Below are 16,033 nucleotides of genomic sequence, written 5' to 3' on the forward strand. Positions count from 1 at the left end.
GTCCCCCAGACAACGCCGTACCGCTTGCGAGATGCTCGCGTTTGCTCGACCCGACCCGGGCTGCAAAGCCGTGAAGCCAACTCGGGCCGGATGGCCATCAGCAACGCCGTTGTCGGTGTTTTGAAAGCCCACAAAGTCGCGGCATACGTTTATACATCGTCTGAAAACAAGGCCGGATCTGGCACGCCGGAATGATTTGCGCCGAAGGCACTGCCTACGAGTACGACAAGTGCGGAAAAAACCCTTCAACAGGCATGATTTTGCGAAGGCCTGTCCGATTAACGCGGTACAAACATTTTGCTCCGAAGATGATAATTTTACTCGAACCATGCGCGGACTCAGTAGCCTCTGCGAAAACACCTGGTCATGGAGGTTTGGCGTCGTGCAAACGGAGAGCGCGTCGGAGTGGCCGATAGTAGCCCGCGACGACGAGCTGCGCCGAGCCTTGGCGGCGCTCGCGGATGACGCGGATTTTTGTGGCGTCGCGTTGGTTGGCGACAGCGGGGTGGGTAAATCGACGCTGGCTCGTTCGCTTGCCGACACACTCGAGTCGGGCGGGGCGACGGTGCGGTATGTGCTGGGCACCCAAACCGGCTCCACGGTGCCGTTGGGCGCGTTCTATCGATCGTTGACCGTGGAGGCGCCGCAGGAACCGGCCGCCATGCTCGCGGCCGCGATAGGAACCCTGGAGCGAGAGGAGAACCTCGTCGTCGTCGTCGACGACGCGCAGCTGCTCGATCCGTTGTCGTCGACGCTGGTGCAACAACTCGCGGCCGGCGGCGGTGCGCGATTGATCGTGACGATCCGGTCCGGCGAGCCGGTACCCGACGCAGTAACCACGCTTTTGAAGGAGCGGTTGTTGCTGGGTCTCCATATCGATGCGTTCACGCCGCAGCAGACCGAGGCGCTGGCCCGCGCAGTACTCGGCGGCGTCGTCGACACCGGGCTGATCACCGCATTGCACGGCCGGGCGGCGGGCAACCCGCTGCTACTGCGCAGCCTGCTGGGCGCGGGTCGCGAAAGTGGCGTGCTGGTGTGCACGCGCGCGGGCTGGCAACTCCACGGCGCGCTGCGTGCCGACCGCGAACTCTACGCTCTGCTCGAGTTTCGACTGCAATCCTTCGCACCGGAGGAGTTGGAGGCCGTAGAAATCCTGGCGGCCGCAGAGGTGCTCGACTGGGAGATCCTGCGTGAGCTCTGCGATCCCGACGTGGTGAGCCGCCTAGAGCGACGGGGACTAATCCAGGTGGTCGCCGACGGCTTCCACACCGTGGCGCGGTTGGGTCATCCCGTCTTGGGTGAGGTGGCGATGCAACGAGCCGGAGTGGTGCGGACGCGGCAGCTCACTACCCAACTGGCACAACAACTTCAGAAGCAGATGCAGACGCAGGAGGAGCGGTCGGGGTCGCCCGACGTGCGCACCCGGATACGGTTGGCGCAACTCATGACGCGAAGCGACATGCCGCCGGACCTCGACGTGATCGTCGGCGCCGCGGCGAGCGCGGTGACCATGTCGGACATCGCGTGCGGAGAGGACTTGGCCCGATTCGCGTTCGAGCGCGGCGGTGGCCTGCCGGCCGCGCTCGTGCTTGCCGAGGCGATCGGCTGGCAGGGAAGAGGCGCCGAGGTCGAGGCGATGCTCAATGACGTCGATCCCGACGGTGCCGATGAGCGGCTGGTCGTCCAGTGGGGTTGTCTGCGTGCCGCGAACCTCTTCTTCAGCTGCAGGCAGGTGGAGCCGGCAGGGCTGGCACTCGCTGAAGTGCGGGCGCGCGTCGGTTCTGACGCACTGCTCCCGCTCGTGAGGGCCATGGAAGCGGCGTTCGCATGCTTTTCCGGTGACGTCCGAACGGCACTCGACCTCGGGTTGGAAGTCTGCAAATCCAGTGTGCCACCGGCGATCAGGACGTGGGCTGCCACCTGGACGTGTTGGGCGTTGGCCCTCACCGGCCAGTTCCACGAAGTCCGGCGCGTAGCGGATGCCGGGCGGGCAGCCGTGCTCGATCAATCCGGGCCGTGCCGGTTTGCCATGGGCTTGGCCGAGGTCGTGGCGTTGACGTCCGCCGGCGATGACCTGGCGGCCGAGCGGGTGCGCGAGCGCTACGCTTCCACGACGAGGGTGTGGCCCGCTGCAGACGCCTTCGTGCACGCCATGCTCGGATCGGTGCAGCTTGCCCGGGGCGGGTTGACGCTCGCGTGTTCTGCCTTTCAGGATTCGATATCGACCATGGCGCGTGGTTTTCCGCCGGGCTGGTTGATGCTGATATCAGCCTGGTCCGCGCAGGCCCAAGGCGCTCGGGGAGACAGCGCGGCCGCCGCCGCCGCGCTGTGCAGGGCCGACGACGCTTACGGACCGCACGTCGCAGTGTTCCTGCCCGAACTCGAGCTGGCCCGGGCCTGGGAGCGAGCCTCCGCCGGCCAGACGACGACCGCGCAAGCACACGCGGTCCGCGCCGCGCAGATCGCGCGCCAACGCGGGATGTGGGCCGTCGAGATGCGCGCCCTGCACACCGCCGTGCGGTTCGATGACCGCTCCCAAGCCGGGCGGCTGGCGCAGCTGGCGACGACACTCAACACCCCGCTGGCAGACGCGATCGCCCAGCACGCCCGCGGCCTGGCCGACCACGACGGCGATCTTCTGGACGCCGCCGCCGACCGATTCGCTGACATGGGCGCGATGGCGCTCGCCGCCGACGCGGCGGCCCACGCCGCCCGCGAACACGCCAGCACCCGCCAGCGTGGCAAGGAGATATCGTCGTCGACCCACGCGCACAGGTTGGCTAAGCAGGGCGGAATACGAACGCCGGCGGTCGATGCAGCGGCCTCGCCGTTGCCCATCACGGCTCGTGAACGCGAGATCGCGAACTTGGTCACGGCCGGCTTGTCCAACCGGCAGATCGCCCAAAGGCTGGTCGTCTCGGTGCGGACGGTGGAGGGACACGTTTATCGCATCTTCGGCAAGCTCGGCATCGATGACCGCGAACAGCTGGTCCAGCTGATACGTCTCGCCTGCCACGAGAATTAAACAGGGCAACAAGTATTCGCTTGCACGCCTATCCGGGCGCCGCGGCGGGTTCTCGTTAGCGTTGATCGCGTCGCGTTGCCGCCATGCGTTTTCGCTGTCGGTGTATCGCGGCCCGGCCGTGTTGTTCGAGCTCTTGGATGTGTTGATCGCAGCCGCACAGTTGGTCACCCGTTTGGTAGGTAGCTTCTGTCGCGCGGCCGGCTTCGATGCACATGACGCAGAGCGGGACGATGGAACCGTGATCGAGCCGTGTGCTCGTGATCAGGCCGGCTGGGACATCGCAGGACGGCACGCTGTGACGAACCCTTCGCCTGCTGTAGGGCACAAGTCGCAACATTGGGCGAAGGCGCTCAATGGTGAGGGTGTTCATCATGCCGCCTCGACTGTTGATCTCGCCGCTCCACCGGTCCTAACCATCGTCTCAGCGAGTCCCCGGGCGGACATGAGTAGTTGACTACTCGACCACTACTCGACTTGTCACGCAATTAGTCGGCCCCGGTGCGCTCTGTGCCGATTTCCGGCCGGCACAATGGATTCAATCCGTACGGCAAGAACAGCCCGAAGGGCAGGTTCGGACATTGTCGGCGCAACAAATCGGCTAAGCAAGTCGGCGGTGTGGTCGTCGAAAAGCACCCGGCCCCCCAACCCATTCGAAGAGGCCCAAGGGTGTGTACGCATTGGTCGACCAGTTCTCCGGCAGGTGTTGACGAAAGCCGCCCACGCCCAACGGATTCGGCGGCACGAAGCGTCGACGCGGCTCGCCGCTGGTTTCCCCGGTCGGCGCCGGATCATCCGGCGGCCGTCCCGTATCGCGCAATAGCTATGTTCGGCGTGAAGCCAATCGAAGGACTTGCAGGGCGTTTTCCTCCGGTTAGGCTTCCTTGGTGACTGAAAGCCCGTCGTCATATCTGGTGCTGGCTTCTCAGCGCAGCGGCAGCACGCTGCTGGTCGAATCGCTGCGCGCCACCGGCGTGGCCGGCGAGCCCCAGGAGTTCTTTCAGTACCTGCCCGCCACGAGCCAGGCGCCGCAGCCGCGGCAGTGGTTCGCCGGCGTGGACGACGAGTCGATCCTGCGTTTGCTCGATCCCCTGGACGAAGGGACGCCCGACCTGGCGGCGCCCGAGATTTGGCGCGACTACATCCGCACCGTCGGGCGGACGCCGAACGGCGTGTGGGGCGGCAAGCTGATGTGGAACCAGACGCCGCTGCTGTTGAACCGCGCGAAGGACCTGCCGAATCGGTCCGGCGACGGCCTGCGGGCCGCGATCCGCGATGTCATCGGCGAGGAACCGTTGCTCATCCACGTGCACCGGCCCGATGTGGTGTCGCAGGCGGTGTCTTTCTGGCGCGCGGTGCAGACGCGGGTGTGGCGCGGCAGGCCCGATCCCGCGCGCGACGCGCGCGCCACCTACCACGCCGGCGCGATCGCGCACGTCGTCACCATGCTGCGGACCCAGGAGGAGGGCTGGCGGACCTGGTTCGCCGAGGAGGGCGTCGAGCCGCTGGAGGTTCCGTATCCGGTGTTGTGGCGCAACCTGACTCAGGTGGTGGCCACCATCCTCGAGGCATTGGGGCTGGACCCGCTGCTGGCACCCGAGCCGGCGCTGGAGCGCCAGGCCGACCAGCGCTCCGACGAATGGGTGGAGCGCTACCGCGCCGACGCCGAGCGCGACGGGCTACCGACCTGAGCGCGACCTAAATTCAGCGCGAGCCAATCGCTTGGCCCCCAACGCTGGCCACGCCACCATTGCGTCGTGCGACGGTTATCCGAAGATTGGTGGGCGACACTGCTGGCGGGCGTGATCGTCGCGTTGGCGGTCGCCGGCGCGCTCCCGAAGATTCCCTGGTGATGCCGTGAGCACGGTCAGCGTCGACTCCCGAGAATCTGAGGGAAAGCCGGCGGAAGCCGCCTTCACCAGCAGCCGCCCACTGGACTACGTGCCCGGCATCCTGCTGCTGATCTCCGTCGGCGTGCTCGGCAAATACGCCCAAATTTGGTGGAACACACTGGCCAAGCACCACCACTGGACCGTCCCCGACATCGAATATGTGTTGTGGGCCATCGTGATTGGATTGCTCATCACCAACACCGTCGGCCTGCATCGAGTATTTCGGCCCGGCGTGCTGACCTACCAGTTCTGGCTCAAGGTCGGGATCGTGGCGCTGGGTTCGCGATTCGTGCTGGGCGACATCGCCAAGCTCGGCGCCACCAGCCTGGTCCAGATCCTGGTGGACATGGCGGTCGCGGGAACCATCATTCTCATCGTGGCGCGCGCGTTCGGGCTGTCGGGCAAGCTGGGCTCGCTGCTGGCGATAGGCACCTCGATTTGCGGGGTGTCCGCTATCGTGGCCGCCAAGGGCGCGATCCGGGCCCGCAACGCCGACGTCAGCTACGCGATCGCGGCGATCTTGGCGCTGGGCGCGGTCGGGCTGTTCGCGTTGCCGCCGTTGGGGCACCTGATCGGCCTGACGAATTACGAGTTCGGCCTGTGGGCGGGCCTGGCGGTGGACAACACCGCCGAAACCACCGCCACCGGCTACCTGTTCTCCGATCACGCCGGCAAGATCGCCGTGCTGGTCAAGTCCACCCGCAACGCGCTGATCGGCTTCGTCGTCCTGGGATTCGCGCTGTACTGGGCCGCCCGAGGGCAGGCCGACGAGATCGCGCCCGGCGCCAAGGCCAAGGCAGCGTTCGTCTGGGAGAAGTTCCCGAAATTTGTGCTCGGCTTCCTCGCGGTCTCGGCGATCGCGACCGCGCACTGGCTGAGCAAGGGGCAGACCGCGAACCTGGCCAACGTGTCGAAATGGGCGTTCCTGCTGACCTTCGCCGGCGTCGGCCTGACCACCGACATCCCGCAAATCGCCCGCACCGGGTGGCGTCCGCTCGTCGTCGCGGTCATCGGGCTGACCGTCGTCGCGTCGGTCTCGCTGGGGCTCGTCCTGCTGACCTCCCGCGTGTTCCATTGGGGCTTAGGCACATAGGGGCACCTCGGGCGAGGCTGTAACCTGGCGGCCATGTTGATCACCATCCTGGTGATGGCGATCGCCGTGAGCCTCGAACCGTTCCGGGTCGGCATGACGGTGCTGATGCTCAACCGGCCCCGACCGATGCTGCAACTGCTGGCATTCCTGGGCGGCGGCTTCGCGATGGGCATGAGCGTGGGCCTGGTCGTCTTGTTCGTCTTGCGCCGCCGACTGCTGGGGTCGACGTACTTCACGTTGCCCAGGGTGCAAATCCTCATCGGCATGCTCGCGCTGTTGGTCGCCGCCGCGGTCGTCCTCAAACCGGACACGAGCCGCACCGCCGTGCCCCAGAAGGTGGCGACACACGCCCGGCGACTCCTGAATGGGCGTTCGTTGTGGGTCGCGGGAGTGGCGGGACTGGGGATCGCGCTGCCGTCGGTGGACTATCTGGCCGCGTTGGCCATCATCCTGGCCTCGGGCGCCGCGGCGGCGACGCAAGTCGGGGCACTGGTGATGTTCAACGTGGTGGCCTTCGCGCTGGTGGAGCTTCCCCTGCTCGCGTATCTGCTGGCGCCCCGGAGGACGCGGACGTCGATGAGCGCGCTGCACGACTGGATCCGCTCGCGGCGCCGCGTCGAGGTCGCCACCCTGCTGGCCGCGGTCGGGTGCGTCCTGCTCGTGGTCGGCCTAGCCGGTGCTTGAGGGCTGCGCGATGGCCCGGCCCGACGCGTACGTCTCGGCAAGGAATTGCTCGACGGCCACCGCGGCGTGTGCCGCGCGCGCCGACCCGAAGATGTCGAAAGCGTGCTGCGCGCAGGGCAACTCGGCGTATACGACGGGCTGGCGGCTGACCTCGCGCAGGCGCGCGGTGAAGGCGCGGGCCTGTTCGACCGGTATCAGCGAATCGTTGGTGCCGTGCAGCACGAAAAACGGTGGCGCGTCTTGACAGACGTGGGTGATCGGCGAGGCGACCCGGAACGGCTCACCGATCTCGGCCAGGCTCAGCTTGAATACGCGCTTGGCCACTATCGGCGCCATCAATGGATGCATCGCTTCCTCTGACCCGAAGTCGTACACCCCGTAGAACGGGACGGCCGCCTGCACGCGGGTGTCGGCGTCCTCGAAACCCGGCTGGAACAGGGAATCGTTCGGGGTCAGCGCGGCGAGCGACGACAAGTGCCCGCCGGCCGAGCCCCCGGTGATCGCGATCCAGTCGGGGTCACCGCCGTAATCGGCGATGTGCTCTTTCGTCCACGCGATCGCCCGCTTCACGTCGACGATGTGGTCGGGCCAGGTGGAGCGGGGGCTCAGCCGGTAGTTGATGGCGACGCAGATCCAGCCGAGCTCGGCCAGGTGGCTCATCAGCGGATGTGCCTGTCCGCGTTTGTTTCCCACCATCCAGGCGCCGCCGGGAACCTGCAGCAGCACCGGGGCCCGGCCGCCGCGATCCAGATCCGGCCGGCGCCAGATGTCCAGGTGGTTCCGCGAGCCGCACTCGCCGTAGCTGATGTCGCCGTCGTGCGCGTAGTCGCGGTAGATCCGCAGCATCCGTGCCGCGCCGGGCCTCTTCGCGGTCGCGCCGCCGGTCGGCGGTCGCCGCCAAAGGTCTCCGGACTCGGTGCGGCGGCCGGGGCCCAGCCCGGCGTCCAGCGCGGTGGTCAGCGGCTCGTTCGCCCTCTGTCCGACGCGGCGCAGGCCCAGCAATCCCAGCCACGACAACGCCGAGACCAGCCAGCTGAATCGGCGTGCACGCGGCGGCAGCCGGCGCGACACCGCCGCCACCGCCGCCAGCTGGACGGCAAGGGTTTGCATCGGAAGCTCGGACGCGAACACGCCGTGGGCGAACGCGATGCCCGACCCGTAGCGGTTCCTCGTCAACGGTCGGTAGCCGTTGGCGGTATACGCCAGACCCGAGAGGGGCACAACTGCGGCGGCCAGTCGCTTCACGCCTGAGCCCCGGTTTCGTCGGACTCCGCCGATTCCTCGGCCTTCGCCGGATCGTCGATCACCTGGTACGCCGGGTCGACCATCGACATGGGGCGATTGCCGGTCTGGCGCGGCTTCCCGGTGATCCGCAGCACCTGACCGGGCTGGATATCGGCGCCCCCGTGACCGGGCCGGAACGTGACCCTGATCTCGCCGCTGTCGTCGCCGACGACGATCCAGCGGAGCGTGCGGCGCCGCTTGGTGATGTCCTCCACCTGGCTGACCCGCCCCTCGAAGGTGGCGCGCTGGCCCGGGATGAGCCCGGCCACGGTGATCACCGACGGGCGTTCGGGGTGTTCATAGGCTTCGACGTCGCGCTCCTCGTCCCTGAAGACCCAGGCTTCGGCCCTGTCCAGCCATCGCGCGATGCGATGCTCGAAATCGTTGGGGTACGCCTCCTTGATCCGCGACTCCACGTCGTACGGGACGATCGTCGCCGCCGCGTCCGGCATCAGGCTGACCGCCCGCGCGATCTTGTCCGCCGTGCGGTCGTGGAGCAGCCGCCCCAGAAATGGTGAATAGGTGCGCCGCGGCAGCAACACCGTCACGTTGGTGTCGCGGTGTTCTTGCAGCGCCTTGGCGACCAGCACCTGCGCCGACCGGTTGATCTGCCGGTCCGGACAGTCCACGACCCGCAACCGGGTGTCGAGTTCGTAGTGATCCCAACGCTTTCGCAATTGAGCGGCATGGGCCGCGTCAACCATGAAGTGCACGGCGATGAGCTCGTCGGACCGCAACCCTCTGCCGTACCGCAACGCCTCGATCGTCGCGAGGTCGACCGAGTTCACGAACACGAACACCCGGTGCCTGGCGTACTTCACCAGCTCGGGCCGGTCGGTGCGGAACATCTCGAGAATGGCCGCCTCGGCCCGGTATTCGCGGTTGAGCCGGATCAGCAGGAAGACCAGCACCGGGAAGACGATGACGACCAGCCACGCGCCCTCGGTGAACTTCGCCACCGCGAAGATGACCACCACGATCGTCGACAGGATCCCCGCGGACAGGTTGATCGCCAGCCGGCGTCGCCACCCGGGCTCCCGGTGGGTCAGATGGTGTTTGGTCATCCCGTAACCCGCCATCGAGAAGCCGGTGAACACGCCGATCGCAAAAACCGGGATCAGCGCGTTGACCGAACCACCGGTCGCCACAAGCAACACCACAGACAGCGCCGTCAAAGTGAGGATCCCGTTCGAAAACACCAGGCGGTAACCGCGTTTCGTCAGCTGCCGGGGCAGGAAGCGGTCCTCGGCGACGAAGCTGGCCAGCGCCGGGAACCCGTTGAAGCTGGTGTTCGCGCCGACGTACAGGATGGCGGCGGTCGACGTCTGGACGAGGATGAAAAAGACGTTCCCGATCACGCCGTTGCCGAAGACGGCACGACCGACCTGTGACAAAACTGAGGGATATTCAGTGAGATACGGCGTCGAGTGGGTGACGTGTGCCAGATAAGCAACGCCCGCCAACAAGAACCCAAGAATGCAGGCCATCGCGGTGAGCACTCGACGTGCGTTCACGCCCTGCGGCTTTCGGAATACGTCGACCGTGTTGGAGATCGCTTCAACTCCCGTCAGCGACGAGCCTCCGTTGGCAAAGGCACGCAACAGGGTCAGTACCGTTGCTCCCATCACCAGACCGCCACCCTGTTGCACCGGCACCGTTCCGCTCAGCTGATACGGATCGTAAACGGGTAATTCCCAGAATATTTCGCGGATGACGCCGACAACGATCGTCAGGCCGATCATGACAACGAAGAAGTAGGTTGCCGCGGCGAACGGCCAGCCGGCTTCGCGCAATCCGCGCAGATTCAGATAGCAGATAACGAGCACCACACCGACGGTGATGTACAGGTCGTAGGGACCCAATGCCGGTATCGCCGACGCCACCGCGACCGTCCCCGCGGCCGCCTGCACCGCCACGGTGACCACGTAGTCGATCAACAGCGCCGCGGCGGCGATCTGCGCCACCCGGGGCCCGAAATTCTCCCGCGCGACGACGTACGAACCGCCGGCCCGGGTGTAGGCCATGACGACCTGCCGATACGACGCGGTCACGAACATCAGGATCAGCAGGATGACGCCGGTGACCGGAAGCAACAAGACGAACGCCGCCAGCCCCGCATGCGGCAGCAGTTCGATGAGGATCTGCTCGGGGCCGTACGCGGTCGACGAGATCGCGTCCGGCGACAGCGCGCCGAGGGCAACCGGATTCGAGAGCTTCTCGCTCGTCAGGTCCTCGGTGATCAGCGGCTTGCCCAGGAAAACCCGCTTGGCTATGTCCCCGATCGACGTCGGGATGTGCAGCTTGCCCGCCGGACCGCTCGCCGAACTAGTCACGACCAAGCATTCTGCCGGTCGCCCCGCCCGCGCGGCAGGCGACCGGGCCAAGTCGGCCCTGTGTCAGCCCTGGGACAGTCGCTGCACCGCGGCGGCGATGCGTTCGTCGGTGGCGGTCAGCGCGACCCGCACGTGCCGGGCGCCGCCGGGGCCGTAGAAATCGCCGGGCGCCACCAGGATGCCCCGGGTGGCCAGCCACGCGACGGTGTCGTGGCAGGGCTCGGCGCGGGTGGCCCACAGGTACAGGCCCGCCTCGGAATGGTCGACGACGAAACCGGCCCCGCGCAGCGCGGGCAACAGGGCCTCCCGCCGGCGTTCGTAGCGCCCGCGCTGTTGCTGCTCGTGGGCGTCGTCGTCGAGGGCGGCCACCATGGCGGCCTGCACCGGCGTCGGCACGATCATCCCGGCGTGTTTGCGGATGGCCAGCAGCTCGGCGACCAGCGCCGCATCCCCGGCGACGAAGCCGGCCCGGTAGCCGGCCAGCGAAGAGCTCTTCGACAGCGAATGGATCGCCAGCAGCCCGCCGTGATCACCGTCGCAGACCGACGGATGCAGCACCGACAACGGCTGGGCCTCCCAGCCCAGGCCCAGGTAGCACTCGTCGGAGGCGACGATGACGCCCCGCTCACGGGCCCACCCGACGACCTTGCGCAGGTGGTCGACGCCCAGCACCCGCCCGGTCGGATTGCTCGGCGAATTCAGGTAGAACAGCGCCGTGGATCGCGGGCCCACCTGGGTCAGCGAATCCGCGCGCAGCACCTCTGCCCCGGCCAGGCGGGCCCCGACCTCATACGTCGGGTAGGCCAGCTCCGGCACCACCACCACGTCCGCGGCTGTCAGGCCCAGCAGCGTGGGCAGCCACGCGATGAGTTCCTTGCTGCCGATCACCGGCAGCACGGCCGCCTCGCTCAGCCCGGTGATTCCGAAGCGGCGCGCCAGCGCGACGGTCGCCGATTCGCGCAGCCGCGCGGTGCCGGCGGTGGCCGGATATCCGGGCGCCGAACTCGCGGCGGCCAGCGCCTCGCGGATCAGGGGCGCGACCGGGTCGACCGGGGTGCCGACGGACAGGTCGACGATCCCGTCCGGGTGGGCCGCGGCCAGCGCCTTCGCGTCGGCCAGGGTATCCCAGGGAAACTCCGGCAGGGACGCCGAGACCTTCCCGTGAGGGGGCTGCGCCCGCACCCCGGGCCTATGCAGCACCGGCCGGCTCAGTCGCCTTCGCCCTGCGGGGGCAGGTCCTTGACCACTTGTGGGTCGTTCTCGGTCATGCCGACCTTCGCCGCGCCGCCCGGCGACCCCAACTCGACGAAGAAGTCGGCGTTGATCTGCGTGTACTGGCTCCACTGTTCCGGGACGTCGTCTTCGTAGTAGATCGCCTCGACGGGGCAGACCGGCTCGCACGCCCCGCAGTCCACGCATTCGTCGGGGTGGATGTACAGCATCCGGGTGCCCTCGTAGATGCAGTCGACCGGGCACTCCTCGATGCATGCCTTGTCTTTGATGTCGACGCAGGGTTCGGCGATCGTGTACGTCACAGACGTCTCCTCAAGCTCTGTCCATGTACTGCGTGTGGGCTGCTGTTCGGCTCGCCGCGGCGCTTCGGCCGCCCCGGCGAAAGCTTTCGGTTACTGATACTAGACGTTGCACATACACGTCAACCACTTGGCACGCAAGTCGGATGACCCACGCGCAATCGGCGGCGCCGAGCGGCCCGCCGGGAGGCCGACGCAAAGCGCGCGCCGGGCGCGCCGCCGTGCCCGGCGGCCCCGCCCCGGTCCGCGTTCACTCACGGCGAACATCCTCCGCAGGTCGCTGACCTGCGAATAGTTACGATTAGAGCTTCCTATGCGATTACGGTTGCGAGGATGAAAGCCCGCGGAGCCTGGTAGCCTCAACCGCAGACGGCAACCGTTGGGCAATGTCGTCGCCGTTTTCCGACGGTGCATTGAATGGGGAAGGTATCCACAAATGGTGAAGCTGTCGTTGACCAAATTGGCCGCTGCCGCTGGCGGCGTGGCGTTCGCGTTGACGGCCGGCTCCGGGATCGCATCCGCAGATCCCCTGGATCCGGTCATCAACACAACCTGCAACTACGGGCAGGTCATGGCCGCGCTCAACGCGACCGACCCGGGAGCTGCCGCGCAGATGAACGCATCGCCGATCGCGCAAAGTTACCTGCGCCAGTTCCTCGCCTCGCCGCCGCCGAAGCGCATGCAGATGGCGCAGCAGATCCAGGCCATGCCGCAAGCCGCGCCGTACTTCAACGACGTGTTGTCGGTGGCCGGCAGCTGCAACAACTACTGACCGTTCAGTAGCCGCTGAGCAAACGGCGAAGTTGGCCCAGGGTTTCGGGTCCCGCGCCGCTGCAGATCCGCGAAGGGTCCCCGGGTCGACGACCCCAGAGCAGTAGCACCCGCGCGGCCGCATCGGTTTCCAGGGTGGCCTCGCCTTCGGGGCCGGCCATTCCGATGTAGGTGCGCTCGGCGTCGGCGGTGACGACGACGTCGTCGGTGCCGGGCACCCGCAGCCGGGCTGCTATCCGCTCACCCCCGCGTAATCCCTTGGCGCCCTTGGCAAGCAACGGGCGCCCGACCGCCGTGACGCTGTGCGTGGTCATCCACGGCTCGGCCAGCCGCGCCTGGGCCGCCGGGTCATCCCCGGTGATGTCCCAACCGTGCAGGACGAGTTCCTCGCGCATGTGCTCGGCGAACCACGGCACCTTCATGGTGCGACCGGTCCAGGCGACGTCCGTGTCCGCCGGAACGCCGTCCGCCGCCGCCGCGACGTCGTTCAGGGTGGCCATCCGCTCGTGCAGCGCGTCCCACAGGTCGGCGTCGCCCAGGGCGCGCAGCGGGCCCTCCCGCTCCGCGAAGCCGCGCGTGCCGACGGGGTCCCCCTCCAGGTGCGCTTGCAGCACCCGGGCGAGTTCCTCGGCGTTTCCGGCCTGATGGATGACGACGTCGCGGACCGTCCAGGCTTCGCACCAGGTGCCCGCGTCGGGCCGGCGCTGTTGCACCGCGTCGAGGAACGGTCGCCACTCCGGGAATCGATCGTGGTCGATGTGTCGCTTCACGGCGGCGGTATACCCGCCTGGTGCGACGGCTACGCCGCCAGCGGGGCGTAAGTTGTGGTGCGCTGGCGCGCCGGGCGACCGATGCCCTCGGCGATCGCGGCCAGTTCCGCCACCGTCTTCGACGACCCGTGTTCGGAGCCGGCCATCCGCGAGATGGTCTCCTCCATCAGCGTGCCGCCCAGGTCGTTGGCGCCGCCGTTGAGCATCACCCGCGTGCGCTCGACGCCGAGCTTGACCCAGCTGGTCTGGATGTGGGAAATGCGGCCGTGCAACATGATTCGCGCCAGGGCGTGCACCGCCCGGTTGTCGCGGTGGGTGGGCCCGGGGCGCGCAGCGCCGGCCAGGTACAGCGGCGAGCTCTGGTGCACGAACGGCAGCGGCACGAACTCGGTGAAACCGCCCGTGCGGTCCTGAACTTCGCGCAGCACGTTGAGGTGGCCCACCCAGTGCCGGGGGCTGTCGACGTGCCCGTACATCATCGTCGACGACGACCGCAGGCCCACCTCGTGCGCGGTGGTCACGATCTCGATCCACATCGACGTCGGCAGCTTGCCCTTGGTGAGCACCCAGCGCACCTCGTCGTCCAGGATTTCGGCGGCGGTGCCGGGAATGGTGTCCAGACCGGCCTCGCGCAGGCTGATCAGCCATTCGCGAACGCTCAACCCGCTCTTGGTCACACCGTTGGCGATCTCCATCGGGGAGAACGCGTGCACGTGCATCGACGGCACGCGGGCCTTGACCGCGCGCACCAGCTCGGCATACCCGGTGACCGGTAGCTCGGGATCGATCCCGCCCTGCATGCACACCTCGGTGGCGCCCTCGACGTGCGCCTCCCAGGCGCGGTCGGCCACCTCCTCGGTGGACAGCGAATACGCGTCGGCGTCGCCCTTACGCTGCGCGAACGCGCAGAACCGGCAGCCGGTGTAACAGATGTTGGTGAAGTTGATGTTGCGGTTCACCACGAAGGTCACGTCATCCCCGACGGCGTCGCGCCGCAACGAATCCGCCAGCGCCGCAACCGCATTCAGCGCGGGGCCGTCGGCCGTCGCCAACGCCAGGTACTCCTGGTCCGTGCAGCCGGCGGGATCGCGCTCGGCCGACCGCAGCGCGGCCAGCACGTCGGTGTCTAGGCGTTCTGGCGCTTTGGCGCCCTGCGCGGCCAGCTCGTGCACGTGCGCACGGATCGATTCCCAATCGCCGAACGCGCTCTCGAGGTCGCTGCGGGCCTGGGTGTTGCGGCCCTGGGTGTCGATCGCCGCGTGCAGGTCGACCCGGCCGGCGGACTCGACGTCGTCGGGCTCCTGCCAGGGCCTGCCCACCGGGTTGACGTCGCGGGCCAGGCCGGTCTGCGGATCGGCCAGCGCCGCAACGTGTCCCCGCACCCGCGGGTCGATCCACGCCGCGCCGGCCTGCACGTATCTGGGCTGCGCGGTCAACCGCTGCACGAGGTCGTATCCGGCCTCCGCGGTGATCGCGGCCAGCTCATCCAGGGCGGGCCAGGGCCGCTCGGGGTTGACATGGTCGGGGGTCAGCGGTGAGACGCCGCCCCAGTCGTCGACGCCGGCGCCGAGCAGCGCCAGGCACTCGTCACGCGACACCAGATTGGGCGGCGCCTGGATGCGCATGCCGGGGCCGAGCACCAGCCGCGCGACCGCCACCGTCGCCAGATAGTCCTCGATTCCGGCGTCGGGGAACCCGGCCATCGCGGTGTGTTCCTTGGCCCGGAAGTTCTGCACGATCACTTCCTGGACGTGTCCGAATTCCTTGTGCGACTTGCGGATCGCCAGCAAGGTGTCCGCGCGTTCGGGCAGCGTCTCGCCGATGCCCACGAGCAGCCCGGTGGTGAACGGGATGGACAGCCGCCCGGCGTCGGTGAGGGCGCGCAGCCGCACCGCCGGGTCCTTATCCGGGCTGCCGTAGTGCGCAAGCCCTTTCGTCTCGAACAGCCGCCGCGACGTCGTCTCGAGCATCATGCCCATCGACGGCGCCACCGGCTTGAGCCTCGACATCTCCGACCAGCTCATCACGCCGGGGTTGAGGTGCGGCAATAGCCCGGTCTCCTCCAGCACCCGGATCGCCATCGCGCGGACGTACGACAAGGTCGAGTCGTAGCCCCGTTCGTCGAGCCAGTGACGCGCCTCCGGCCAGCGGTCCTCGGGCCGGTCGCCGAGGGTGAATAGCGCTTCCTTGCAACCCAGTTCGGCCCCGCGGCGGGCGACATCGAGGATCTCGTCGGGCTCCAGGTACATGCCCGCGCCCCGGGCCCGCAGCTTGCCCGGCACGGTGACGAAGGTGCAATAGTGGCAGGTGTCGCGGCACAGGTGGGTGACCGGGATGAACACCTTGCGCGAATAGCTGATCGGCAACCGGCCACCCGGCCCCCGTCGCCCGGCCGCCTCCAGGCCCGCGTCGCGCACCCGCGCCGCGCTCGCGCACAGGTCCGCGAGGTCCCCGCCGCGTGCCGTCATCGCGACGGCCGCCTCGTCGAGGTTCAGCGCGACCCCGTCCCGGGCCCGCCGCAGGACCCGCCGCAACGCGGACGCGCCGGCCTTGGAGGAAACCACAGCCGGAACGACAGGGCTCGGCAGGGCGATGGGCGCCGGAGGCTCCGGTGTCAGTGGCACGTTGGTGTAACTTCCCCACGATCGAATT

Annotated in this window: 11 protein-coding genes; 5 read left to right on the forward strand and 6 right to left on the reverse strand. The window is 68.0% G+C overall.

The features are described 5' to 3' along the window. The first annotated feature begins 382 nt into the window (after positions 1–382). From VMD50_RS20080 to VMD50_RS20095, 4 genes are all read left to right on the forward strand, one after another. A complete protein-coding gene (locus tag VMD50_RS20080) occupies positions 383–3,025 on the forward strand; it encodes a LuxR C-terminal-related transcriptional regulator (protein WP_325429981.1) in 2,643 nt (880 codons plus the stop codon). A gap of 884 nt (positions 3,026–3,909) precedes the next feature. Continuing rightward, on the forward strand, positions 3,910–4,713 hold the full coding sequence (gene stf0, locus VMD50_RS20085) for a trehalose 2-sulfotransferase (RefSeq protein ID WP_325429983.1): 804 nt from the start codon (positions 3,910–3,912) through the stop codon (positions 4,711–4,713). Between the two features lie 166 nt (positions 4,714–4,879). Further along, entirely contained in the window at positions 4,880–6,007 is a 1,128-nt protein-coding gene (locus VMD50_RS20090) for a YeiH family protein (protein ID WP_325429985.1), read from the forward strand. A 33-nt stretch (positions 6,008–6,040) separates the two neighbouring features. Continuing rightward, positions 6,041–6,691: a GAP family protein gene (locus VMD50_RS20095; protein ID WP_325429987.1), complete on the forward strand. Its 651-nt coding sequence runs from the start codon at positions 6,041–6,043 to the stop codon at positions 6,689–6,691. Here the strand turns inward: VMD50_RS20095 and VMD50_RS20100 are convergent. The 4 genes from VMD50_RS20100 to fdxA are packed head-to-tail and all read right to left on the reverse strand — an operon-like array spanning position 6,677 to position 11,843. Continuing rightward, a complete protein-coding gene (locus VMD50_RS20100; protein WP_325429989.1) occupies positions 6,677–7,936 on the reverse strand; it encodes an alpha/beta hydrolase in 1,260 nt (419 codons plus the stop codon). The two genes, VMD50_RS20095 and VMD50_RS20100, sit on opposite strands and share 15 nt — an antisense overlap. Further along, a complete protein-coding gene (locus tag VMD50_RS20105) occupies positions 7,933–10,314 on the reverse strand; it encodes an APC family permease (protein ID WP_325429990.1) in 2,382 nt (793 codons plus the stop codon). Before VMD50_RS20105 ends, VMD50_RS20100 begins: the two co-directional genes overlap by 4 nt. Before the next feature lie 57 nt (positions 10,315–10,371). Continuing rightward, positions 10,372–11,490, reverse strand: a complete 1,119-nt coding sequence (gene dapC, locus VMD50_RS20110; RefSeq protein WP_325430081.1) for a succinyldiaminopimelate transaminase — start codon at positions 11,488–11,490, stop codon at positions 10,372–10,374. Between the two features lie 26 nt (positions 11,491–11,516). Continuing rightward, a complete protein-coding gene (fdxA, locus tag VMD50_RS20115; protein WP_067315864.1) occupies positions 11,517–11,843 on the reverse strand; it encodes a ferredoxin in 327 nt (108 codons plus the stop codon). 436 nt (positions 11,844–12,279) lie between these two features. Here fdxA and VMD50_RS20120 point away from each other — a divergent pair, with 436 nt between their 5' ends. Continuing rightward, on the forward strand, positions 12,280–12,612 hold the full coding sequence (locus VMD50_RS20120; RefSeq protein WP_067881329.1) for a hemophore-related protein: 333 nt from the start codon (positions 12,280–12,282) through the stop codon (positions 12,610–12,612). A gap of 4 nt (positions 12,613–12,616) precedes the next feature. Here VMD50_RS20120 and VMD50_RS20125 read toward each other — a convergent pair whose 3' ends face one another. Next, positions 12,617–13,381, reverse strand: a complete 765-nt coding sequence (locus VMD50_RS20125; protein WP_325429994.1) for a maleylpyruvate isomerase N-terminal domain-containing protein — start codon at positions 13,379–13,381, stop codon at positions 12,617–12,619. Positions 13,382–13,410: 29 nt separating this feature from the next. Then, a complete protein-coding gene (locus VMD50_RS20130; protein ID WP_325430086.1) occupies positions 13,411–15,999 on the reverse strand; it encodes a bifunctional FO biosynthesis protein CofGH in 2,589 nt (862 codons plus the stop codon). Between the last annotated feature and the right edge of the window lie 34 nt (positions 16,000–16,033).

Source organism: Mycobacterium sp., assembly GCF_035506235.1.
Lineage (GTDB): Bacteria > Actinomycetota > Actinomycetes > Mycobacteriales > Mycobacteriaceae > Mycobacterium.